This is a genomic window from Hymenobacter gummosus (assembly GCF_003970915.1).
GTDB lineage: Bacteria > Bacteroidota > Bacteroidia > Cytophagales > Hymenobacteraceae > Solirubrum > Solirubrum gummosum.
This window is the reverse complement of the sequence record NZ_RXOF01000011.1, coordinates 167,745-189,391: the sequence shown is the minus strand read 5'-3', so window position 1 is coordinate 189,391 and position 21,647 is coordinate 167,745. Positions and strand designations below refer to the sequence as shown.

Genomic DNA, 21,647 nt, shown 5'->3' with positions numbered 1-21,647 from the left:
TCTGCGGCTGGGCTTGTGCAAAGCAGGTGGGGGCTACTCGCCGGCCGTCGTGGTTTCGGTGCTGACCGCCGCTTCCGCCGACTGTCCGCCGCGGCCGCTGCGCTTGCGCCCGCCGCGCTTACGGCGGCGCTTGGCGGCTTCGCCGGTGGCCGCTTCCGCGCCTTCGGCCCCGGGGCCGACTACGGCCGCCGCGTCGGGGCTGCCGGCCGTGGCCACGCCTTCCGGCTTGGGCCCGCGGCGGCGCTTCTTGCGGCGCTTTTTCTGCTCCTCCGATTCAGCGGCTACCGCGGCGGTTTCGCCGTCGGCCGTAGCGGCCACGGCCAGCTTGGGCGCCGGGGCCGGGTGGGCGGGGCGCTCCGAGCGGCTGCCGCCGCTGCGGCCCCCGCCCCCGAAGGGCGAGGACTTGCCGCCGCGGCCACCGGGGCCGCTGGCACCGCGGCCGCGGTATTTCTTGGGGTCAAACTCGGGCGAGGGGCCGATTTCCTCGGGCGTGGGCTTCTTTTCCAGCTCCCGCTCAATCAGCTTCTCAATCTTCACCACCGCGTCCTGGTCGTGGTCCGATACGAACGTAATGGCCATGCCGGAGGTGCCGGCGCGGGCCGTGCGGCCGATACGGTGCACGTAGTCCTCGGCGTCGCGCGGGAGGTCGAAGTTCACCACGTGGCTCAGCTCGCTCACGTCGATGCCCCGCGACATCACGTCGGTGGCGACCAGGATCTGGAACTGCTTGTTTTTGAAGTCGCGCATCACCTGCTCACGCTCCTCCTGGGTGCGGTCGGAGGTGATGCCGCGCACGGCCAGGCCCTTTTTGCGCAGGGCCCGCTCGATGGGGCCCACGTTCATCTTGCGCGAGGTGAACAGGATCATGCTCTGCACGTCGAGCGTGCCGATGAGGTGCTCCAGCAAAGCCAGCTTCATGGTATCGTACACCATGTAGAGCTGCTGGTTGATGTTTTCGGCCGGCTTCGATACGGCCAGGCGGATTTCCTCCGGCTCGTGCAGAATCTTCTTCGAAAACTCGCGGATCTTGTTCGGCATGGTGGCCGAGAACAGCAAGGTCTGGCGCTTGGTGGGCAGCTGCGAGACAATCTGGATGATGTCGTCCGAAAAACCCATGTCCAGCATCTTGTCGGCTTCGTCGAGGATGAGGAAGTCGAGCTGCTCCAGCTTCACGTAGCCCAGCTGCATGTGGGCGATGAGGCGACCGGGGGTGGCGATGATGATGTCGGCGCCCTGCGTCAGGGCGCGCTTCTGCTGCTCCCAGTTCTCGCTTTTGCCGCCGCCGTAGATGGCAATGCTGCTGGCCCCGACGTGGTAGCCGAAACCTTCCACCTGCTCGTCGATCTGCTTGGCCAGCTCGCGGGTGGGGCAGAGGATGAGGGCGGTGGTGTGGGCGGGCCGCTCGTAGGCAATGAAATCGAGGACGGGCAGCAGGTAGGCGGCGGTTTTGCCGGTGCCGGTCTGGGCGCAGGCAATGAGGTCTTTGCCGGCGAGGGCGGCCGGAATGGCCTGTTCCTGAATGGGGGAGGGCTTGGTGTAGCCCATGCCGTGCACTCCGTCGGCTACGTCGGGGTGCAGTTGAAAATCGTCGAACGTCAAGGGTTCAGCAATTGGGTTTGAAAAGATGGCTGACCTTGGGTTCCTGGTCAGCAACAGCAGCGTATTCTGGCTAAAGATACGCGAAAAGAACAGCCGCCGGCGTTGGATGGTTCGCCCGGTATTATTGGGGCGCTATTCTATGGCACTATTGCTCCGCTTGTTACGCGTGTTCGGGCTGTATTACCGCTCGGTGGCCCTTAGCCACGGGCTGGTATCGGCGGCTATTCTGGGGCCGGTCTGGGCGGCGGGCGGCGGGCTGGGCGCGGTGCCGTGGCTGCTGAAGCTGCTGAGCTGGCCCGCCCTGGCCTACCTGCACAACCAACTGCGCCCCGCCCGCTGGTGGTGGTGGCACAACCTGGGCTGGTCGCGGCCGGCGCTGTGGGGCTGGTCTTTTGGGCTCGACATGGCCCTGTTCGGCGTGGCGTGGCAGCTAAGTCTGATGCGCCTTGGCTAAGCTGGCCCCACCCACCGCCCACATCCTCGAAGCCGATGGCATCCGCGTGGAGCTGCCCGGCGGGCGGACGCTGCTCAGCAGCATCTACCTGAAGCTGGAAACCGGCGTGGTGGCCGGGCTGCTGGGCCGCAACGGCTGCGGCAAAAGCACCCTGCTGCAAGCCGTCTTCGGCCCGCGCACCGTGCCCGATGCCTCGGTGCGCCTGGATGGCCGCTACGTGTACCCGGCTTACCGCCGGCCGGGCCTGATCAACTATTTGCCCCAGACGCCGCTGCTGCCCGCCGCGCTGTCGCTCGGTACGGCGGCCCGCTGGCTGGCGGTAGAGCCTGCCGTGGCTTTTGCCCGCTTCCCGGGGCTGCTGGCGCGGCTGCGCGAGCCGGTGGGCCGGCTCTCGGGCGGGCAGCAGCGCCTGGCCGAAACCCTGCTGCTGCTGCACCAGCCCACGCAGTTTACGTTGCTCGACGAGCCGCTGGCCCACCTCGCGCCGGTGCAGCTGGAGGGCCTGGGCGAGGAAATCCGGGCAGCTGCCCAGCGCAAGGGCTTGCTGCTCACCGACCACGACTACCGCGCGCTGCTGCCGCTCTGTCAGCGCCTGTATTTGCTCAACGAAGGCCGGCTGCTGCCCCTCGATGCGGCGCAGCCCACGCCGCAGCTGATTGAGTACGGTTACCTGCCCGGCGGCTACGCGGCGCCCTGAGCCGGTGCCGGCCGCGGAATTTTCGCCCGCCGTAAAGTATCGGGGCTGGCTGGCCGACGTAGGGATAGAACCCTCACGGTAATGCCCCCGATATGAAAGTTATAGTAACCGGCGCCACCGGCATGGTGGGCGAAGGCGTGCTGCTCGAATGCTTGCAGGATACCAGCATCGAACAAGTGCTGGTGGTGACGCGCCGCCCCACCGGCCGGCAGCACCCCAAGCTGCGCGAAGTGCTGCTGGCCGATTTTGAGCACCCCGAATCCATCGAAAGCGAGCTGCGGGGCTACGACGCCTGTTACTTCTGTTTGGGCGTGTCGTCGGTGGGCCTGAAGGAGCCCGAATACCGGCGCCTGACCTACGACCTCACCCTGGGCTTCGCCCGCACGCTGGCCCGGCAGAGCCCGCAGCTGACGTTCTGCTACGTCTCGGGCGCGGGCACCGACTCCACGGAGAAGGGCCGGCAGATGTGGGCGCGGGTGAAGGGCCGCACCGAAAACGAGCTGCTGCGCCTGCCGTTCCGGGCCGCTTATATGTTCCGGCCGGGCTTTATGAAAGTCACGCCGGGGCAGCGAAATATCCTGCCCTTCTACAAGTACATTGCCTGGCTCTACCCCCTGGCCCGGCGGCTCACGCCCGGCTTTGTCTCGACCATGGCCGAAGTGGGCCGGGCCATGATCAACGTGACCCGCCACGGCTACGAGAAGCGGGTGCTCGAAGTCAAGGATATCGTGGAGCTGGCCGCCCGGTACCGGGATTGAGCCCGACGCTGGCCCGCACCTGGGTTGCAAATCGACCACGCCGGCAGGATGCTGGTCGTTATGACAGGCGCGTCGCAGACGCGCGCCAGTGGGGCGGCCCGGTTACAGGCTGGTACTACAGCCGCGTAGCGGCGCCACATCAATAGCAACAGGGAGCAAGAGCGTCTGGAGCTCCGTAGGAGCGGCACCTTGACCGTGCAGGTTGGTGCCGCTCCTACGGAGCTCGGGTTCATTCTCACCACGCTTGTGCTATTGACGTGGCGCCGCTACGCGGCTGTGATGCGGCTTACTATCACTGGTTCACGCCGTCCAGCGCCCAGGCGTCGTCGGGCTCGGTGAGGGCCCGTAGCTGCCAAAGGAGCTGCTCTTCGGTGATGGGGTAGGGGGCGCCGTGGCGCAGCGACTGGTACACGGCTTCGAACAGGCCCATGTAGTCGCCCTTGGGCGCGGCTACGCTACTGGTGCGGCGCTGGCCGTCGGCGGCCACCACCGTCAGCTGCCCGGCCAGCTCGGCGGGCTCCAGGCCGTAGGCGGCGTCGAGCGGCGACATTGCGTCGTTGAGCTGGGCTTCCTGCACGTCGGCGCGGGGCTTGAGGAAGGAGCCGTGCGTGCCGTGCAGCACAAAGGAGGGCAGCGGCTGCGGAATTACCAGGCCGCCGGCCACCGTCACCAGCGGGCCCTGGGGGTAGTGCAGCTGCAGCTGAAAGTAATCGGCCACGCGGGAGCCGGGGCGAAACTGGCCCAGGGTGCGCCGCACGTGCTCGGGCCGGCCGAACAGGCTCAGGGCCTGGTCGAGCACGTGGGGGCCGAGGTCGAAGAGCAGGCCGCTGCCGGGCGTCTCGGGCTCCTCCTTGAACAATTTGTGGTGCAGCGGCAGCTTGTGCCGATCAAAGCGGAACGTGACCTCCACCAGCCGGCCCAGCTGCCCGCTCGCCACCACCTCGCGCACCGACTGGAAATCCGAGTCCCAGCGGCGGTTCTGGTAGGCCAGCAGCTGCCGGTTCCGGGCGCGGGCCAGCGCGTACAGCTCCATCAGCTCGGCCACCGACGTGGCTACGGGCTTTTCCAGCAGCACGTGCTTGCCGGCCTGCAGAGCCTGCCGGGCCAGGGCCACGTGCGAGTCGTTGGGCGTGTTGACGATGACCAGTTCGATGGCCTCGTCGGCCAGCAGCGCGTCCACCGCGTCGTAGCTAATGGCGTCGGGGTAGCGCTGCCGGGCCTGCTTGCGCGTGCGCTCCACCACGGCGCGAAAGGCAAAAGCGGGATGCGCGGCCACGAAGGGTGCCTGGAACAGCTGGCCCGACATGCCGTAGGCGAGCAGACCGGTCTGGATCGGGTTGGAAGAACTCATGGCGGCAAGGTAAGGCGAAGCCGCGCAAGCAGCTTCTGGCCCGCCCCGGCCCGCTCCGCGCGAAACCGGTCCCGTTGAACACCACCGCTCTGTTGTAATCCCGGGCGTTTCCAGAAATTATAACAGAAGCCACGTCGTAATTTTTGGATGCGCCCAAGAATTATACAGCGTCGGCGCACAGGTGTTCGGCCCTTCGCAGATTTATGCAGCAGCAGCACACAATTCTGCCGCCACTCATCTAAACTATGCCCCGCCACCTGGCCACCGGAGCGACGGGGCCGCTGCTACCTTCGCGGCGCACCATCAGCTTTCCCCTGCCATGTCCCAAACTCCTGCTGCCCCACTTCCCCTTCACGGCCTGCGCGTGCTGGAGCTGGCCGCCGTACTGGCCGGGCCGCAGGTTGGGCAGTTTCTGGCCGAGCTGGGCGCTGAGGTCATCAAAATCGAGCCGCCGGCGGGCGACGTGACGCGCAGCTGGCGCACCCCGGCCGAGCCCGCGGATACCGACGTGTCGGCCTATTTCGCCTGCGCCAACTGGGGCAAGCAGTCGGTGGTGCTGGACTTGCGCCGAGCGGCCGATCTGGACCGGGTGCATCAGCTGGCAGCGCAGGCCGACATCGTGCTGGCCAGCTACAAGCCCGGCGACGCGGAAAAGCTGCAGGTCGACTACGCCACCCTGAGCGCGTGGAACCCGCGCCTAATTTACGGGCAGATCAGCGGCTACGGCCCCGAGGTGGCCCGCGCCGGCTACGACGCCGTGGTGCAGGCCGAAGCCGGCTTCATGCACCTCAACGGGGAGCCGGGCCAGCCGCCGCTCAAGATGCCGGTGGCCCTGATGGACCTCCTGGCCGCCCACCAGCTCAAGGAAGGCCTGCTCACGGCCCTGTACCGGCGCGAGCGTACGGGCCGCGGCGCCCTGGTGCAGGTGTCGTTGTGGGAAGCCGGGCTGGCTTCCTTGGCCAACCAGGGCAGCACCTGGCTGGTGACGGGCCACGACCCGCAGCCCCTGGGCTCGGCCCACCCCAGCATTGCGCCCTACGGCACCGTGTACCAAGCTGCCGACGGCCGGCGCCTCATCCTGGCCGTGGGCTCCGACCGGCAGTTTCAGGACCTATGCGCCGCGCTGCAGCGGCCGGAGTGGGCCCGGGAAGCGCGGTTTGCCACGAACAAGGACCGCGTGCAGCACCGCGCCGCGCTGGAAGCCCTGCTGAGCGGGCGCATCGGGGAGGTGAGCGGGGCGGAGCTGCTGGCGGCGCTGGAGGCCGCCGCGGTGCCGGCCGGGGCCGTGCGCACGGCCGGCGAGGCGCTCAGCCAGCCCAGCGCCGCCGCCATGCTGCTGCCCGCTACCACCGATTTTCCGCACCCGGGGCTGCGCACGGTGGCGTTTCGGAGCCCGCACTGGGCCACGGCCGCGGGGCTGGCGGCCCCGCCGACGCTGGGGGCGCACACGGCCGCGTTGGACGACGCTGATGGGCTTTCGGTCGAAAATCCAACCCCCGGCGGCTAAAGATTCGTAGCATTAAGCTACCCGCCGGTTCCGGCCGGCCCCGCGTGCTATTCCGCATCTGACCCCCAAAGGGCCCCGCCCGCTCACCTATGCCCGAGGAAAACAACCACCCAAGCCCCGCCGCCGAATTCACCGAAAACCCCGCCGAGCTGGACCAGCGTCGGGCCGCCGCGCCCGCCGAAGCCGGTAAAGCAGCCAAAGCGGCTAAGTCCAAGGCAGAAAAGCCAGCCAAAGCCGCCCCGGCCGCCAAGGCGGAAAAGCCGGCCCCGGCCAAGCCCGCCAGCCGTAAAAAAGCGGCGGCTGCCTCGGAAGCGCCCAAGGCCGCGTCCGCGCCCGAGGAAGTGGAGGACAAGCTCGACATCATCTTCGAGGGACTGCGGCAGAAATCGGCCGCCAAGCAGGCCATCTACCGCAATGCCCAGGCAGCCTTCGAGTGCCTGCGCACCGTCACGCAGGAGCTGGTGCTCGACCTCACCCGCCGCGTCACCTCGGTTGATTCGAGCGTGATTATCGAGTACCGGCCCATCAACGAGCTGGAATTTCACATCCGCTTCTCGGGTGACCTGCTGGTGTTCGTGATGCACTCGAACATCATCACCTTTCCCGACGACTTCCCGCTGTTCGGCTCGCGCTACGTGAGCGAGGATTTCCGCCGCCGCTTCTTCGGCCACATCATGGCCTACAACTTCATGGCCGACAGCATTAAGTACCAGCGCCTAAATGACCCGGGCTACCTGGTCGGCCGCCTGCTCATCAACATCGACAACCACTACTACATCGAGGGGGCCAAGCAGCTGGATTTGCCCGACAACGACATGGAGCACAACGTGGTGAACGAGGACGCCATGCGCCTGTACGTGGAAAGCGCCATGATTGCGGCCGTCAACAACGACCTGATGGCCCCGCCCATCCAGGATATCCAGAAAATCAGCGTCAAGCAGAAGCTGGAAAACCAGCAGGTCAGCCGCGGCAGCAAAGTCGGCTTCAACTTCCGCAACGAGCAGCAGCACCCCCGCGGCTACGACGGGCTGACGTACTAGCGGTGAATGAGTGAGGGAGTGAAAGAACGTCATCCTGAGCGCAGCGAACCGAAGGTCGGCGTAGCCAAGGACCTTCCTCGCACCCTGCACCGCCGTTGCCTACGAAGCAACGACGCTTACTTTACACCAACTGAAAAGCGCAGCCACTAATCCATAGTGGCTGCGCTTTATCGTTCTTGCCGATTAGCGCCTGCACGTTGGCATCAGCGGCGGTGCGGGATGGGAGGAAGGTCCTGCGCTGCGCTCCGGATGACGTTCTTTCACTCCCTCACTCAGTCACCACGGGGCAGGGCCAGAGCCGGGCTACGCGCTGGGCCAGCTCGCGGGTGCGGGCGTCCACGGTGGTTTCGTCCCAGGTGCGCTCGGCCAGGGCCTGCCGCAGCAGGGCGCTGGCGGGCTGGCGGTACTGCTGGGCCTTCTCGGCCGGCGACTGGTGCCCGAACAGGGCAAAGGCGTCGGCGGTGTTCAGGGCCAGGTTGCCGAGCTTGTCGTACCACACCGGCGGGCGGGTGTCGAAGCCGGCGGGCGTTTCGGGCGGCAGTACGTGCTCCACCACGGTGAGGTGCTCGTAGTCGGGCAGCTGGCCGCCGGGCTGCAGGGTGCCGTCGAGGCAGGTAAGCACGTGGCGCACGAAGGGCTCCTCCTGGGGCTGGTACAGGGGCTGCTCGGTCAGGGCCGAGGTGAGCAGGGTATCGGGCACCAGCAGGCCGGCGCGGCGCACGGCCGGCCCGAAGGCCGCCACGGGGTCGTCGGCGGTGAGCAGGCGGGTGAGCAGGGCGGGGAAGAAGCTGGCGTAGGGCTGCTCGGGCAGGCGTGCCAGGCGCCGCCGGGCCAGGATGCCGTAGGTGGCTTCGAGCAGCTGCCGGGTTTGCTCGGTCGTCACGCGCTGGGCTTTCCAGGCCTGCAGCAACGCCAGCAGGAAAGGCTGCACGCTGGGCGTCAGCACCACGGCCAGCTGCTGCAGCGCCTGCCGGATGCCCGCGTCGCCGATGCTGTAGCGGTGCGGAAAGCGCAGGTACAGGTACTGGCTCACGCCGCCGCGCAGCTGGTCCAGCAGCTGCTCCACGGTGGCTATATCGAGGTGGCGGTAGCGGCGCTTGAAGTGCAGGTACAGCGCCCGGCCCGGCTCCACCAGCTGCGGCTCGTCGATGGAGAGCAGGCAGCGCAGGTACTCCTCGAACGACTCGGCCGCGCCCATGCGCTGCTGGGCCACCAGCCAGTACTCGTTGTGCAGCTCCTCGATGCGCCGGGCCGAGCCGGCGTCGGCGGTGGCGGGCAGGGCCCGGAACAGGTAGTTGCACAGCAGCTCGGCGGCGGTAAGCGGCCGGCCGCGGTTGTTCAGGCTCTCGAAGATGGACTGCGGGTTGTCGCGGGCCTCGTCGAGCGGAATCCAGACCACTTTCAGCCCGTGCAGCACGGCCCGGGCCAGCTGGGCCAGGTAGGCCGCGGGCTGCCCGCTCAGGCGCTCCTGCAGGTAGCGGGCCAGGGCCGTGATGCCGTTGGTATGCTCGTCGTAGAGGCGCAAATCGGAGGCCAGGTGCGGGCTGCGCGGGTTCTGGCCGGTCAGGATGCGGTAGGTGGGCAGCCGGTCGCCCTTGGTGCTGAACACCTTCAGGTGCAGGTAGGAATCGGTGGCGCCGGGCAGCTCGTTGGCCAGCAGCGGCTCCAGCTCCTGCCGCACGCCGGCCACGGCCGCATCGGCCGCGTGGGGGCGCAGTAAGTGGGCCAGCACCAGCAGCAGCAGATACACCGTGGTGATGCGCTGCTGCCCGTCGATAACCAGGTACTCGCGCAGCTCCGGGTGGGCAGTGAGGGTTTTGCGCAGCAGCACCACCGGCCCGAAGAAGTGCTCGGGGCGGTGCAGGGTGGCATCGGCGTCGAGCACGTTTTCCTCCAGGTCGAACAGCAGCTGGTCCCACTGCTCCCGCTCCCAGGCGTAGCCCCGCTGAAAGAAGGGTATTTCGTACCGGACGTTGCCGGCGAAAATCATGGCGAAAAGGCTGTTGGTTACCGTCTGTTCGTGCATAAGCTCCTGGAATAACTCGTTGTCAAAGATAACCGGCCAGCCGCAGGGCGCGGCGGCGTTTCGAGGCAAAAAATCAGCTGGACGGCAGACCCTGGCAACGGCCCCCACTGGCAGTCATTGCGAGGCGCAGCCGCGGCAATCGTTCCCCCTCGCGGCACAACGGTACATATAACACTACCCGAAAACAGGCCCGCCCGGAACCAGCGTTTGTGGTTCCGGGCGGGGCCGGTTTCGGGTAGTAAGTATTGGGTCGGCGGTGCTGCTAGCGGAAGGATTGCTTCGTCCTTCGTCCTCGCAATGACGGCCAGTGGAGCCGCGTTATGATGGCCGGAGCTACCGCCGCAGGTAGCCGGTTTTCTCGCGCACTTTGTTCAGCACCTCGCTGCCGTAGGCCTGGGCTTTGCGGGCGCCTTCGGCGAGGCGGCGGTCCACTTCGGGCAGGTTCTGCATGTAGTAATTGAACTGCTCCCGCTCCTGGGCAAAGCGCGTGCGGATGACTTCAAACAGGGCCTGCTTGGCGTGGCCGTAGCCGTAGCCGCCGCGCAGGTAGTTCTGGCGCATTTCTTCCACCTCGGCCGGCGCAGCCAGCAGCGAGAACAGCTTGAAGGTGGTGTCGGCATCCGGGTTTTTGGGCGCCTCCAGCGGGGTGCTGTCCGACACAATCTGCTTGATGTTCTTGAGCAGGGCCTTGTCGTCGAGGAAGATGTCGATGATGTTGCCGTACGACTTGCTCATCTTCTGCCCGTCGAGGCCGGGCACAATCATCACCTGCTCGTCGGTGCGGGCCTGGGGCAGCACGAAGGTTTCGCCGTAGCGGTTGTTGAAGGTGGAGGCAATGTCGCGGGTAATTTCCAGGTGTTGAATCTGGTCCTTGCCCACGGGCACGAAGTCCACGTCGTAGAGCAGAATATCGGCCGCCATGAGCACCGGGTAGGTAAACAGGCCTGCATTCACGTCCGAGAGCCGGTCCGACTTGTCCTTGAACGAGTGCGCGTTGGCCAGCATCGGGTAGGGCGTCAGGCACGAGAGGTACCAGGTCAGCTCCGTCACCTGCGGCACGTCGGACTGGCGGTAGAACAGGTTCTTGTCGGTATCGAAGCCGCAGGCCAGCCAGGCGGCGGCTACGGCGTAGGTGTTCTGGCGCAGCAGCTCCGGGTCGCGCACGGTGGTGAGCGAGTGGAGGTCGGCGATGAACAACAGGGACTCATTGGCTGGGTTCTTCGACAGCTCAATGGCGGGCAGGATGGCGCCGAGCAGGTTGCCCAGGTGCGGGCGGCCGGTGCTCTGAATGCCGGTCAGGATGCGGGACATGGCAAAGGAAAAAAGCGGACGAAGCTACAAAGAGTTATTGTAGCGGCGCACGTAATGGGCGAGGCTATCGGGGGCAACCGTGCCCAACAGCAGGCGGGCTTGCAGGGCGGGCCAGCGCGGAAACAGCTCGGCAAAGTCGGTGTTGTCGGCCCAGAAAGGCTCGGTGCCCCTGGTGAAATAGGGTAGTAGCGCTTCCGTGCCACCGGGCCGGGCGTAGTAGCTGCGGCTGTACTGAAAAGGCCCGCTGGCCGCCGAAGGATGGTAGGACGTGAACGTATACCGGAGCAGTTCCACCGACCCTGTCTCCGCCACCTCCACCAGGTCGCGGGCTACTTCGTGCTCGTTGATGCCAACGCCAGCCCGAAACTTCTCCAGTACCAGAAACCGGCGTCCGGCCAGCGTGGCCGAGGCCACGTCGCGCAGCTGAATACGGCGCTGGTGGGTTGAATCCACGCGCTGGTAGAGGCGGCCGCCCGAAATGCGGTTTACGTCCAGCTTGAAAACGCCCTCAATGCTACGGCCGTTGGTCAGGGTGTAGCGGCCGGGCGCGAAGCGGTACTGCGCCCGGCCGACCATCGGCACCAGCAGGCACATCCAAAACAGACGAATAAACATAGCGGCAGGCTTACACCGACACGTTCTGCGCGGCTTCCTGCTGCAGCTCCGTCGTTTCTGCCCGGCCCAGGTACCTATCGATGAGGGCGTGAGCGAGGTAGAGTACCGGCGTGAGCAGCACGGCGGCGGCGAATTTGTACCAGTAGTTGTTGTTGGCCACCTGCAGCACCTGCCCGAACGACCAGTTGCCGAACAGGTAGAAGGCCACGTACAGCACCACGAACGAGTCGACCAGCTGCGAGACGAGGGTGGAGCCGGTGGCGCGCAGCCAGATCAGCCGGCTGCCCGTCACGCGGCGCAGGGCCTGAAACACGGTGGCGTCGAGCACCTGGCTGATGATAAAGGCCGCGATGGAGCCAATGATAATGTTGCCGCCCTGCCGGAAAATGCTCTGGTAGGCGAAGTCGATGTCGAAGGGCCGGCCGGCGGCGTCGGTCTTGTTCACGTCGAGCCAGAAGGCAGCCGGCTGCAGGTGGGTGGTGGCGAAAATCACCCCGAAGGCGTACAGAATCAGCCCGGCGGTGAGCAGGCTCACCCGCAGCACGCCCTTGCGCCCGAAGTACTCATTGAGGATATCCGTGGTGACGAATACCACCGGCCACACCAGCACGCCCGCCGTCAAATCCCCCGGCACCGACTCGGGCAGGTGCAGCAGGCCGTTGACGTGGAAAATCTTCACCCCGATGATTTCGGCCAGCAGCGCATTGACGATGAAAATGGCGCTGAGCACCAGGTAGAGCTGCTGCTTCTTGTGGGTGAAAAGCGAGTTGGCGGGCGTCGACATGGCCGCAAAGTAAGTTGTCGGTTGGCAGTTGCGCGTTGTCAGACCAACGAAGCCAGTGAAACCGCGGTGAAAACCCGTTTTCGGCCGAAAACACGTACTCCGTCGCAGCGGAGCCCGTCCAAAACAGATAATGGGCTACACCGTCACCGTCAGGCCTTCCAGGGCCAGCTCGGTGGGCTCGAACTCGCGGCTGGCTTCGGTGAGCAGGGGTTGCAGCTCGCGGTAGCGGGAAGAGAAGTGCCCGATGAGCAGGCGCTTGACCTGGGCCAAGCGGGCCAGCTGTCCGGCCTGCCGGGCGGTAGAGTGGCCGGTTTGCTGGGCGCGCTCCAGCATGTCGTGCAGGAAGGTGCACTCGTGGTAGAGCAAATCCACGCCGTGCACCAGCTCGGCCAGCTCGGGCAGATACACGGTGTCGGAGCAGTAGGCGTAGGCGCGGGGCGGCGGGGCGGGGGCCGTCACGTCGGCGTGGCGCAGCCATACGTGGCCAGCTTCGTCGCGGAGGTCTTCGCCGCGGCTGAGGGCCTGCAGCTGCTCGGGCGTGAGGGCGGCGGGCAGGCTTTCCTTGACCAGGCGCGGACGGCGCGGCTGCTCCCGAAACAGGTAGCCGCAGCAGGGCACGCGGTGGCGCATGGGCAGGGTGTACACCTGCACCTGCTGGTCGGAGAAGATGAGCTGGTGCCGCTCGGTATCCACCAGCTGAAAGTCGATGTCGTAGGCCAGGGCCATACCCGAGCAGCGCAGCTGGGTAGTCAGGATTTCATCGAGGCCGGCGGGGCCGAAAATCTGCAGCGGCTCGGTGCGGCCCTGTAGCTGCAAGGTGCCCAGCAGGCCGAACAGCCCGAAGAAATGGTCGCCGTGCAGGTGGGAAATAAAGATGCGGTTGATGCGCCCGAAGCGGATGCGCTGCTCCATCAGGCGGGCCTGGGTGGCTTCGCCGCAGTCAATCAAATACAGCTCGCGGCCCACCGTCAGCACCTGCGCCGTGTGGTGGCGGCCCAGCATGGGCGTGGCCGAAGCGCTGCCGAGTATGGTTAGCTCAAACTCCATTCGGGAATGGTAAAATGGCTGAATGGTTAAATGGCTGATTGTTCTGCCGTCAGAACGACCAGCCATTTAGCCCTCGAGCCATTTAGCAATAAAAAATGTTGGCTGCCAGCCGTTAGCCGAACACTAACGGCTAGCAGCCAACAGCCAACAGCTTGGCGAAAACTATTCCTTGCTGGTCAGGTCACGCTCGATGGCGTGCAGGAAGATGCGGTCGATGCCTTCTTCCACCGTGGGCAGGATGTGCAGTACCGATTCGAGCTTGGAGATGGTGATGAGCTTCATCACGTGGTCTTGCAGGCCGGTGAGTACCAACAGGCCGCCGGTGGAGTTGCACAGGCGGTTGGCAATCAGAATGGAGCTCAGGCCCGACGAGTCGGTGTACTTTACGTTCTGCAGGTCCAGGATGAGGTTGTTGATGCCCTCAGCATTGAGCTTCACGAACTCCGATTTCAAGTCCGGCGCGACGGTGGTGTCGAGCTTTTTCTCGTCAATCGTGATGATCGTGTAGTTCTCTTTTTTATCGATGGAGTACTTCATACCAGGAAGGAAGGGGCTTGCGGTAGGAGGGTAGGTTGCGAAGGTAAAGAAAAAAACCGGGTCTGAGAATTGCATGAAGCCCTACGAAGTTACCGGTTTTCAGACAATTTCAATGGGCGGTGAACCCAAAGGTGAGTGTGGCCCAGGTACTTTGCCAATCGGCCTGCGGGTGCTGGGAAAGGCGCCGCATCTGCATTGTAGCCAGAAGTACGTCGGCGGGGTATTGCATTCGTAACAGCGCGCGGCCGTTTTGGTTGGTGCGGAGCGTAAAATCCTGGGGCGGGTGGCCGTCGGTGGGGCGCAGCCGGGCGTGCACGGCCTGGCTGGGCAAAGGCGCTCCGTCGGCCAGCACCAGTACGGTTAAAGAGGCACCTGGTTTGAGGGCGTAGGGATTTTGCTCGGGAATAATTTCGAGCGGATGGCCGGCACGGCGGCGGAAAGTGGTATCGGCGGCGGGCAGGGTGCCGGCCAGCACGAGGGTCTTGGCGCAGCGGCGGTAGGCTTCGCGGCCCGGCTGGTCTTGCTGCTTGCGCTTCTGGCGCTGCCAGAGCACGTCGCTCAGGCCTTCTTCTTTCAGGTAAGCCTCAAACTCGGCGGCGGGCAGGGTGAGGTAGGCGTCGTTGGTGCGCAGGGCCAGCAGGTGCACGCCGGGCTGCGCGAGCGTAACGGTGGTGCTGAGCGTGTCCGCCTGCCGGGCGGGGGCGGTGAGGTCCTGGGGTTCAGTGGTGCCGGGCTGAAAATGGGTGAGCTGCTCGAGGCGGGTGCTCAGGCCGGTCCACCGCTGGCCCTGGAAGCCGGCGCCCACCCAGCGGCCCAGGTGCACGCGGCTGCCCGGGGCCACCATGAAGCGGGTGGGCCGCAGCCAGAACTCGGCGGCGGTAGCGGCAGTGGCCAGCAGCAACAGGGGCAGCAGCAGGTGGGAGGCGTAGCGGTGGCGCATGGGGATGGTGGCTTCAGCGGCGGGCCCAGGCGGCCTGGCCGTAGGAAGTAAACCGCTTGGCCTCAGGATACGCCACGTGAATCAGGCCGTCGTTGAGCTTAAAGCGGATGTTGCCGATGCGGAACGGCGTGCGGGAGCGGCGCTGCAGGGGTTGAAAATAATACTGGTCGTAGAACTCCACCTGCCCGCCCTGCTGGCGGATGAAGAGCAGGTCGAAGGTGTAGAACAAGTCCCAGTCGGTGCGGCGGACGGCGTGGTAAGTGGGCCGCGGCGGCGGCTGGTGGCGGAAGGTAATAGCCGTTTTGCGCCGCTGCAGGGCCTGCTGCACCTCGGGGTGGCGCAGCAGCGCCCGGGCGTCGAAGCGCAGGGTGTCGCCGCGGCCGCCGACGTAGTAGCGCAGAAACGCGGTGGCCTGGGGGTAGCGCAGGCGGCCGGTCAGCATCATGCCCTGGTAGAGGCCTTTGAGCAGCAGCTTATCGGGCAGGGTAGAGCGGCCGGCCAGGGCGCGGGCTTCGATGCCGTTGAGCAGGCGCTGGGTCAGGCCCGCGTCGCCGGTGCCGAAGACGAGGAGCAAGAGCAGCGCCGCGCCGGCCGTGGCGGTGAGAGCGAGGTAGCGCAGGAGGCGTTTTTTCATCGGATAGAGAAGATAAAAGTCTGATAAATAAACGTCATTCAGAGCGCAGCGAAGAATCTCGCGTGCTGACGTGGGATAGTAATCATTCAACGGTGATTTACTATCTGGCATCAGCACGCGAGATTCTTCGCTACGCTCTGAATGACGGGCTTCTCCGTGTAAACGGCCTTCGATTACTCCCGCTCCAGGGCCAGCTCGTAGGCGCGGTCGTAGTACTGGCGGAGCTGGTGCCAGTCGAACTGGCCGGAGGCGCTTTCCACCTGGTTGCGCTGGGCAATTCGTTCGCGGCGGTTGAGCATCACGAAGCGCCAGAGCATGTCGGTCAGCTCCTCGGCGGCTTCGTCGAAGCTGCGCTCCTTGCGGCGCACCACGAAGATGCCCTTCTGCTCGTGGTCGGGCACGTGCTGCTGCACGTAGTCGCCGAAGCCGGAGAGGTCGGAGGTTACGGCCGGTACGCCGCGGGCCACGCATTCGAGCGGGGTGTAGCCCCAGGGCTCGTAGTAGCTGGGGAAGATGCCCAGGTGGCAGCCGCGCACGAACTGCCCGTACTCCATGCCGAACAGCGGGGAGGTGGTGGAGACGAAATCGGGGTGGTAGACGATTTTGACCCGGTCGTGGCGGTTGTTCACCAGGTTGGCCCGGCGCACGAAGCCCAGGATGTCGTCGTTGGCGTCGTCGACCAGGTTGTGGGTAATGACCGGGGGCAGGCGGGAGGTTTTCCAGCTTTGCAGGGCGCGGCGGTAGCGCAGCTTCCAGTAGTCGTCGACGAGGCTGGTGAGGTTGGGCAGCTGGTAATCGGTGGAGCTGGCGGCCTGGTAGAACAGCTTTTCGCCCACCTGCTGCTCGATGGCCTTGCAGGTGTCCTGCACCTCGTCGAGCATGGCCCGGCTTTGGAGCACCTCGGCGTTGATGCTGTGGTAGGGCCGCTTGGTAATCATGAACAGGACGACCTGGCCTTCGAGCCCGCTCTGCTGGATGCGGTAATTCAGGCGGGCGCAGGCTTCCAGCGTCAGGTCGAAGCCCTTGTTGTGGTACTCGTAGCGGCCGGAGGTGAAGAAGTAGATGGTCTTGTCCAGGTCGAAGGAGTACGACTGGAAGAAGTGCGCCATCACGAACTCGTGAATCTTCGACTTGTAGAGCTGGTGCAGGTTCTGAAACTCGTGCAGGGCCACAAACCGCTCGATGTTCAGCCCGTTGGGCAGCACCGCGTCCGGAATCCGGTCGAGCAGGTAGATGCACTCCCGCACCGTCAGCTCCGACACGGTGGTGAAGACGTGGGAGCCGTGCGCCGCCGCCCGCTCCATCTTCACCGCCGTTTCGATGTTGAAGTGCTTGGCTTCCCGCTCCCAGTCCACGTACAGCAGGTGGTCGTAGAAGTTGGGGTCGTTCATGGCCAGGTAGCGGCCGAGCAGGGTGGCGTGGGTCGTGAAAACGAGCTTGGCCGTGGTTTGCTGATGGCGCAGGGCCGGAATGGCGGTGCCCGTCATCCACTCGTGGAAGTGGGCAATGATGCGGTGGCCGGCGGTGGTAGCTTCGGCTTCGAACAGCTGGATAAAGCGCGTGGCCAGGTGCCCGAAGGCCGTGACCTGGTGCAGCAAATCGTCGTGCTCCTGGGACGGAATGTGGTGGTGGTTCCACAGGTCGGCCTTGATCTGGCCCAGCTGGTTGTAGGCCTGGAAGGGCGAAATCAGCACCACGCGGGGCTTGCCGGTGACCAGCCAGTGGCCGTAGTGCACCTCCACACCCTGCTGGCGCAGCTGGCGCACAGCGCGGGCGACGGGGTCGTGGTAGGCGGCGGCCAGCTGGGTGTCGGAGAGGGGCTCAAACTCCACCTGGGCCTGCTGCGGAAAGTAGGGCCCGAGCAGGCAGTACCGGTCGGCCCACACGTCGACGGTGGCGGGTACTTTGGAGCGGATAACGGTGTAGATGCCGCCCACCTGATTGCACACTTCCCAGGCTATTTCCAGCAGCAGGGCGTTCGGGGCAACGGTTTCGGGCGTGGGTGCGGGGAACTGCATTCTTCGTGAAGGCGGGTGTTGCGGCAAGATAGAGGCGCGGGCGGCATTTCCCGCAGAGGTGCGCGGAGGAAAAGCGCAGAGGTACGCAGAGCTGTTCTAGAACGTCCTCTGCGTACCTCTGCGTAATCTTCTGCGAACCTCTGCGAGCAAACTCGTCAGCTCGGGTCCTGGGAAATAATCAGCACCGAGTAGGGCGCCAGGCCGAAGGCGGCGGCGAAGGGCTGGCCGTCGTAGCTGGCTTCCTCGGCCCGGGTGTCCACGCTCTCGAAGTTGCCGAACTCCTCGTCGTAGCCGGCCCAGTCGGAGTTGAAGCGCACGTGCCAGTGGCCGCCGGCGGGCAGGCCGATGGTGTAGGCGTCGTGGCCGCGGTCGGCGAAGTTGCAGACGACGATGGTATCGTCGGCGGGGCCGCCCTGGTCCCAGCGGCGGAAGGCCAGCACCTTGTCCTCGTCGTTGATGTGGAACACCTCGATGTGCTGGCCGAGCAGGCCGCGGGTGGTGCCGCGCTGGTTGCGGCGCAGGGCAATCAGGTCGCGGTACAGGTGCACCAGGCCGCTGAACTGCTCCTCGCGGCTCCAGTCCAGGGGCTGGTCGTCGGAGAAAGAGCCGTCGGCGAGCATGGGCTGGCCCTGGAAAATCATCGGAATGCCGGGGGCGGTGAAAACCAGGCCGGCGCCCAGGGTGGAGCGTTTCTTCGGGAACCAGGAAGCCGCGTTGCCGGGCATGATTTCCTCGGTCACGCGGGCCTTGCCGTTGGCCACCTCGTCGTGCGACTCGGTGTAGACCACCCGCTGAAACGCGTCGCCGTTGTAGATGCGGGTGAGGGCGGCGGCCACGGCGGGCATGCTGCGGTCCTCGTCGTTGGGCGTCACCAGCGCGTCGCGGACGGGGTACACGAAGCCCGAGCACCACTGGGTGGAGAAGCCCTGGCCGCCTTCACCGGGCGTTTTGGTGATGTAGTCGTTGCCGAGCAAATCCTCCGCAATGGTGATTTTCCAGGGCATGCGGGCGTGCACTTCCTCGTTGATCCACTTCATCAGGCTCCAGCCGTCGGGCAGGTCGCGGCTGGGGTCGTTGGTGCCGTCCACGTTGCGGATGTGGGCAATGGCATCGGCGCGCAGGCCGTCGACGCGGTATTCTTCCAGCCAGAGCAGGGCGTTGTCGCGGATGTACTGGCGCACTTCGGGGCGGCCGTAGTCGGGGCGGTTGTGGCCCCAGGGCGTTTCGGCGCGCCAGTCGTTGTAGAAGTAGATACCGCCGCCGTCGTTTTCCTGCCAGCCGTCGAACTGCCACAAATCCAGGTCGCCGGGGCCGAAGTGGTTGTAAACCACGTCCAGAATCACGGCAATGCCGTGCTGGTGGGCGGCCCGGATAAACTCCTTGAATGCCAGCGGTCCGCCGTAGTCGGTTTCGATGGCGTAGGGGTGGGCGGGATTGTAGCCCCAGGACATGGAGCCCGGAAACTCGGTGGCCGGCATGATTTCGACGGCATTCACGCCCAGGTTCTTGAGGTAGTCCAGCTTCTCGATGGCGTCGCGGAAGGAGCCGGGGCGCGAGGGGTCGGGGCGGAAGAAGGTGCCCACGTGCAGCTCGTACACCACCAGCTCGTTCCAGGCGGGCATCTGGAAATGGTCGTCGCCCCAGTCGAAGTTGGGGTCGTGCACCACGGAGTTGCCGGCCGAGTGGGTGACTTCGCGGGCGTAGGGGTCGTTGCGGGTCAGCTCGGCACCGGATTCGGCTTTCAGCCAGAATTTGTACTCGGTGCCGGCTTTGAGGCCGGGCACGTCGGCGGCCCAGTAGCCGTCGGCTTCGTGCTGCAGCGGGTGGGCTTCGGGGTTCCAGTCGTTGAAGGGGCCGACCACGGCCACGGCCTGGGCGTGCGGAGCCCACACGCGGAAGGCCACGCCGTTTTCGTGCAGAATGGCGCCCATTCCAGCGGGCAGGGCAGCCACGGATTTGGCCGGCGCGGCGGTAGCGCGGCGGGGTTTTTCGGGAGTTGAAGTGCTAGGCATGAGAAAAGCAGTATGCGGCGAATCAGTTCGCACTAACTGCTTTTGTCGAGTTTGGGTTGTGCCGGCGGCGGTTACGGCCGGGGAAGCACGGGCGGGGCGCCGGAGGGCGGGACTTCGGGCTACGCCAACTCTACCGTTGGAGCTGGTCCGGTGCTGAGCCGGGAAGGGGTGATTTGCTGGCGGGAAAAAAGTGTGACATAGGTTTGGACGACCGGGGCGAAGGTTTGGAAGCCCGTGACATAGGTTTGAATGATCGAGGCGAAGGTTTGAAGGGGCGTGACATAGGTTTGGATGACCGGGGCGAAGGTTTGGACGACCGGAACTTAGGTTTGAGACATCGAGGCGAAGGTTTGGACGAGTGAGGCGAAGGTTTGGCCGGTTGGGGCGAAGCATTTATTGATTCGGCCCGGGCATTGGCGGTTTGAGAACGGGCGGGGGAAAACCCGGGGCCTTGTCCGCGGAGTAGGGTTTACTATCAGGAGTCAGCACGCGAGATGTCTCGACAAGCTCGACATGACGTTCAACATCTACTCATCTATTCCTCCTCGCAGAGCACGGCCGGCGTCCATTCCTTGTGGCCGCAGGCGTCGCAGCGGGTGTTGGGCTCGTGGCCGACGCTGCGCCGCACGAAGCCGCAGTGGCAGCAGGCGTAGGTGTCGGGGGCCTTGGGCTGGGCGTTGAGGAAATCCTCGTCCCAGCTCGGAATCAGCGTCAGGCCCGGCTTAGGCTCAGTGGCCTTGAGGATGGTGAAGCTGCCGTTGGCTTCCATGTAGGCGCGCTTGATTTTCCCCAGGTTGTCGATACCCGAAAAGCGCAGCTCGGCAAACAGCCGCTCCTTCGACAGCACGGCTTTTTCCATGTCCGGGTAGTGCAGGCGCCCGTCGGCCACCACGATGCCGATGTCGCCCTGGGTGGCCTGCTCCAGCTCCTTGTGGTCGACGCCCAGGCGGGCAATGAGGCGCTGAATAAGCACTGCCACCGCCGCAATGATGACGGCCGGCAACAGGCCGCGGTCGGGAGCCAGCAGGGGCACGCCGATGGCGGCGGCCAGCGTGACCATGCCCGCCATTTCGATGCGGCTGAGCATGCCGGCCATGCGTTTGCCCATCAGGCGCATGGAAACGATGAGCAGCAGGTAGAGAAACACCATGCGCAGCACCGCTTCGAGCACGAAGCTCCAGGGCACCTGCCCCAGGATGATGCGCATGTAATCGGTCAGGTGAATGTCTTCGGGTTTCACGGCGGGGCGGGGCTAAGCGGTGGAAAAAGCGGGCCGGTCAGACTTTGGCCACGGCCTGCTCTTCGGCCGGCACGGCGTAGGTCCACTCTTGCTGGCCGCAGGTGGGGCAGGGGCGCTGGGCGGCGGGCGCGTCGACCACGGTGGCGCAGCGCAGGCAGGCCTGCAGGCCTTCGGCGCGGGCCTCCTCGCCGTGCAGCTTCTGGTCTTTGAGCGGCAGCACGCTCAGACCGGGCCGGGGCTGGGGGAGGTGAAAGACGCTGAAGTGCCCGCCGCCCTCCTGGTACACGCGCCGCACCTGGCCCAGGTGCAGCACGTCGTGGGCGCGGAGCTGGGCAAACAGCTGCTCGTGCGAGATATTAGCCCGGGTCAGCTCCTCGGTTTGCAGCACCCCGTCCTTGACGAGCAGGGTCGCGTCGCCGTGCAGGGTGACTTCCACGGGGCGCCGGTGCACGGCCCAGTAGTTGAGGCCGCGCTGCAGCGCCAGGGCGGTGAGCAGGGCCGCCAGGCCCACCACGAGGCCGCGGTCGGGAATCTGGGCGGGCACGGCAATGATGGCCCCGAGCGTAATCATCACGCCCATTTCCGTCACGGTGAGCTGGGCGTTCATGCGCTTGCCCAGCAGCCGGAACACGATGAGCAGCGCCACAAACATGATGAGGGAGCGGATGAGCACTTCCAGCATAAACTCGCCCGGGGCCTGGCCGAGCAGAATGCGTTTCAGGTCCCAGAGGTGGATATCTTCGGGTTTCATGGCTTGGCTGGCAGCTAAAGGTCCTATCGTTCAGCTTATTTGGGAGCTGGCACGAGTGCTCTTCAACGGCCAGCGGCTCGCGCCGTTGGCCCGATAAATACGGATTTCGGGTGCCGGATTCGGTGGCGGCTGCGCAGGCCCGGGCGGCTGGTTAGCACTTCTGCCTGACGGAGTAAAGCCGTACTGTGCAATTTGCCGGGACCCGGCATGGGGGCCGCCGGCGCGCCCAAAGCGGTTCGTGCGGACCGGCCCGGAATAATGCTGCTGCGGCTACCGGGCGCCGCGAATTGGACCTTGCTACTTTTGCCGCCCGCCGAACCCCCGGC

19 protein-coding genes are annotated in these 21,647 nt (G+C 65.6%); 5 read left to right on the top strand and 14 right to left on the bottom strand.

What is annotated here, in order from left to right; genetic code table 11:
• Positions 1-33: 33 nt before the first annotated feature.
• Positions 34-1,599, bottom strand: a complete 1,566-nt coding sequence (locus EJV47_RS18455) for a DEAD/DEAH box helicase (RefSeq protein WP_341539270.1) — start codon at positions 1,597-1,599, stop codon at positions 34-36.
• 139 nt (positions 1,600-1,738) lie between these two features.
• Here EJV47_RS18455 and EJV47_RS18450 point away from each other — a divergent pair, with 139 nt between their 5' ends.
• From EJV47_RS18450 to EJV47_RS18440, 3 genes are all read left to right on the top strand, one after another.
• Positions 1,739-2,053: a hypothetical protein gene (locus EJV47_RS18450; RefSeq protein ID WP_126694655.1), complete on the top strand. Its 315-nt coding sequence runs from the start codon at positions 1,739-1,741 to the stop codon at positions 2,051-2,053.
• Positions 2,046-2,750 (top strand): ATP-binding cassette domain-containing protein, encoded by a 705-nt coding sequence (locus tag EJV47_RS18445; RefSeq protein ID WP_126694654.1) that lies wholly within the window; start codon positions 2,046-2,048, stop codon positions 2,748-2,750. Before EJV47_RS18450 ends, EJV47_RS18445 begins: the two co-directional genes overlap by 8 nt.
• A 92-nt stretch (positions 2,751-2,842) precedes the next feature.
• Positions 2,843-3,508 carry an NAD-dependent epimerase/dehydratase family protein gene (locus tag EJV47_RS18440; RefSeq protein ID WP_126694653.1) on the top strand — a complete coding sequence of 222 codons (666 nt, stop codon included), beginning with the start codon at positions 2,843-2,845 and terminating at the stop codon, positions 3,506-3,508.
• A gap of 292 nt (positions 3,509-3,800) precedes the next feature.
• On the opposite strand, the gene EJV47_RS18435 is transcribed toward EJV47_RS18440, so the two are convergent.
• Entirely contained in the window at positions 3,801-4,859 is a 1,059-nt protein-coding gene (locus tag EJV47_RS18435) for a Gfo/Idh/MocA family protein (protein WP_126694652.1), read from the bottom strand.
• A gap of 319 nt (positions 4,860-5,178) precedes the next feature.
• Here EJV47_RS18435 and EJV47_RS18430 point away from each other — a divergent pair, with 319 nt between their 5' ends.
• Positions 5,179-6,366 carry a CaiB/BaiF CoA transferase family protein gene (locus EJV47_RS18430; RefSeq protein WP_126694651.1) on the top strand — a complete coding sequence of 396 codons (1,188 nt, stop codon included), beginning with the start codon at positions 5,179-5,181 and terminating at the stop codon, positions 6,364-6,366.
• An 89-nt stretch (positions 6,367-6,455) separates the two neighbouring features.
• Positions 6,456-7,406 (top strand): hypothetical protein, encoded by a 951-nt coding sequence (locus EJV47_RS18425; RefSeq protein WP_243651215.1) that lies wholly within the window; start codon positions 6,456-6,458, stop codon positions 7,404-7,406.
• Between the two features lie 268 nt (positions 7,407-7,674).
• Here the strand turns inward: EJV47_RS18425 and EJV47_RS18420 are convergent, their stop codons facing one another.
• From EJV47_RS18420 to EJV47_RS18365, 12 genes are all read right to left on the bottom strand, one after another.
• Positions 7,675-9,432: a DUF262 domain-containing protein gene (locus EJV47_RS18420; RefSeq protein ID WP_126694650.1), complete on the bottom strand. Its 1,758-nt coding sequence runs from the start codon at positions 9,430-9,432 to the stop codon at positions 7,675-7,677.
• Between the two features lie 333 nt (positions 9,433-9,765).
• On the bottom strand, positions 9,766-10,743 hold the full coding sequence (gene trpS, locus EJV47_RS18415; RefSeq protein WP_126694649.1) for a tryptophan--tRNA ligase: 978 nt from the start codon (positions 10,741-10,743) through the stop codon (positions 9,766-9,768).
• 24 nt (positions 10,744-10,767) lie between these two features.
• Complete coding sequence (locus EJV47_RS18410; protein ID WP_126694648.1) at positions 10,768-11,358, bottom strand: hypothetical protein; 591 nt, start codon at positions 11,356-11,358, stop codon at positions 10,768-10,770.
• Between the two features lie 10 nt (positions 11,359-11,368).
• Positions 11,369-12,142 (bottom strand): queuosine precursor transporter, encoded by a 774-nt coding sequence (locus EJV47_RS18405; protein ID WP_126694647.1) that lies wholly within the window; start codon positions 12,140-12,142, stop codon positions 11,369-11,371.
• Between the two features lie 135 nt (positions 12,143-12,277).
• Complete coding sequence (locus EJV47_RS18400; RefSeq protein ID WP_126694646.1) at positions 12,278-13,189, bottom strand: ribonuclease Z; 912 nt, start codon at positions 13,187-13,189, stop codon at positions 12,278-12,280.
• Positions 13,190-13,351: 162 nt separating this feature from the next.
• On the bottom strand, positions 13,352-13,726 hold the full coding sequence (locus EJV47_RS18395) for an STAS domain-containing protein (protein WP_078012567.1): 375 nt from the start codon (positions 13,724-13,726) through the stop codon (positions 13,352-13,354).
• A 109-nt stretch (positions 13,727-13,835) separates the two neighbouring features.
• Positions 13,836-14,666 (bottom strand): DUF4198 domain-containing protein, encoded by an 831-nt coding sequence (locus EJV47_RS18390; protein WP_126694645.1) that lies wholly within the window; start codon positions 14,664-14,666, stop codon positions 13,836-13,838.
• A gap of 13 nt (positions 14,667-14,679) precedes the next feature.
• Positions 14,680-15,300, bottom strand: coding sequence for a hypothetical protein (locus tag EJV47_RS18385; RefSeq protein ID WP_126694644.1), 621 nt, complete (start codon positions 15,298-15,300; stop codon positions 14,680-14,682).
• Between the two features lie 173 nt (positions 15,301-15,473).
• Positions 15,474-17,318, bottom strand: a complete 1,845-nt coding sequence (locus tag EJV47_RS18380) for a glycosyltransferase (RefSeq protein WP_126694643.1) — start codon at positions 17,316-17,318, stop codon at positions 15,474-15,476.
• Positions 17,319-17,473: 155 nt separating this feature from the next.
• Positions 17,474-19,330: an alpha-amylase family glycosyl hydrolase gene (locus tag EJV47_RS18375; protein ID WP_243651214.1), complete on the bottom strand. Its 1,857-nt coding sequence runs from the start codon at positions 19,328-19,330 to the stop codon at positions 17,474-17,476.
• A gap of 535 nt (positions 19,331-19,865) precedes the next feature.
• Positions 19,866-20,570: a DUF421 domain-containing protein gene (locus EJV47_RS18370; protein ID WP_126694642.1), complete on the bottom strand. Its 705-nt coding sequence runs from the start codon at positions 20,568-20,570 to the stop codon at positions 19,866-19,868.
• A gap of 37 nt (positions 20,571-20,607) precedes the next feature.
• On the bottom strand, positions 20,608-21,321 hold the full coding sequence (locus EJV47_RS18365) for a DUF421 domain-containing protein (RefSeq protein WP_126694641.1): 714 nt from the start codon (positions 21,319-21,321) through the stop codon (positions 20,608-20,610).
• Positions 21,322-21,647: the final 326 nt, after the last annotated feature.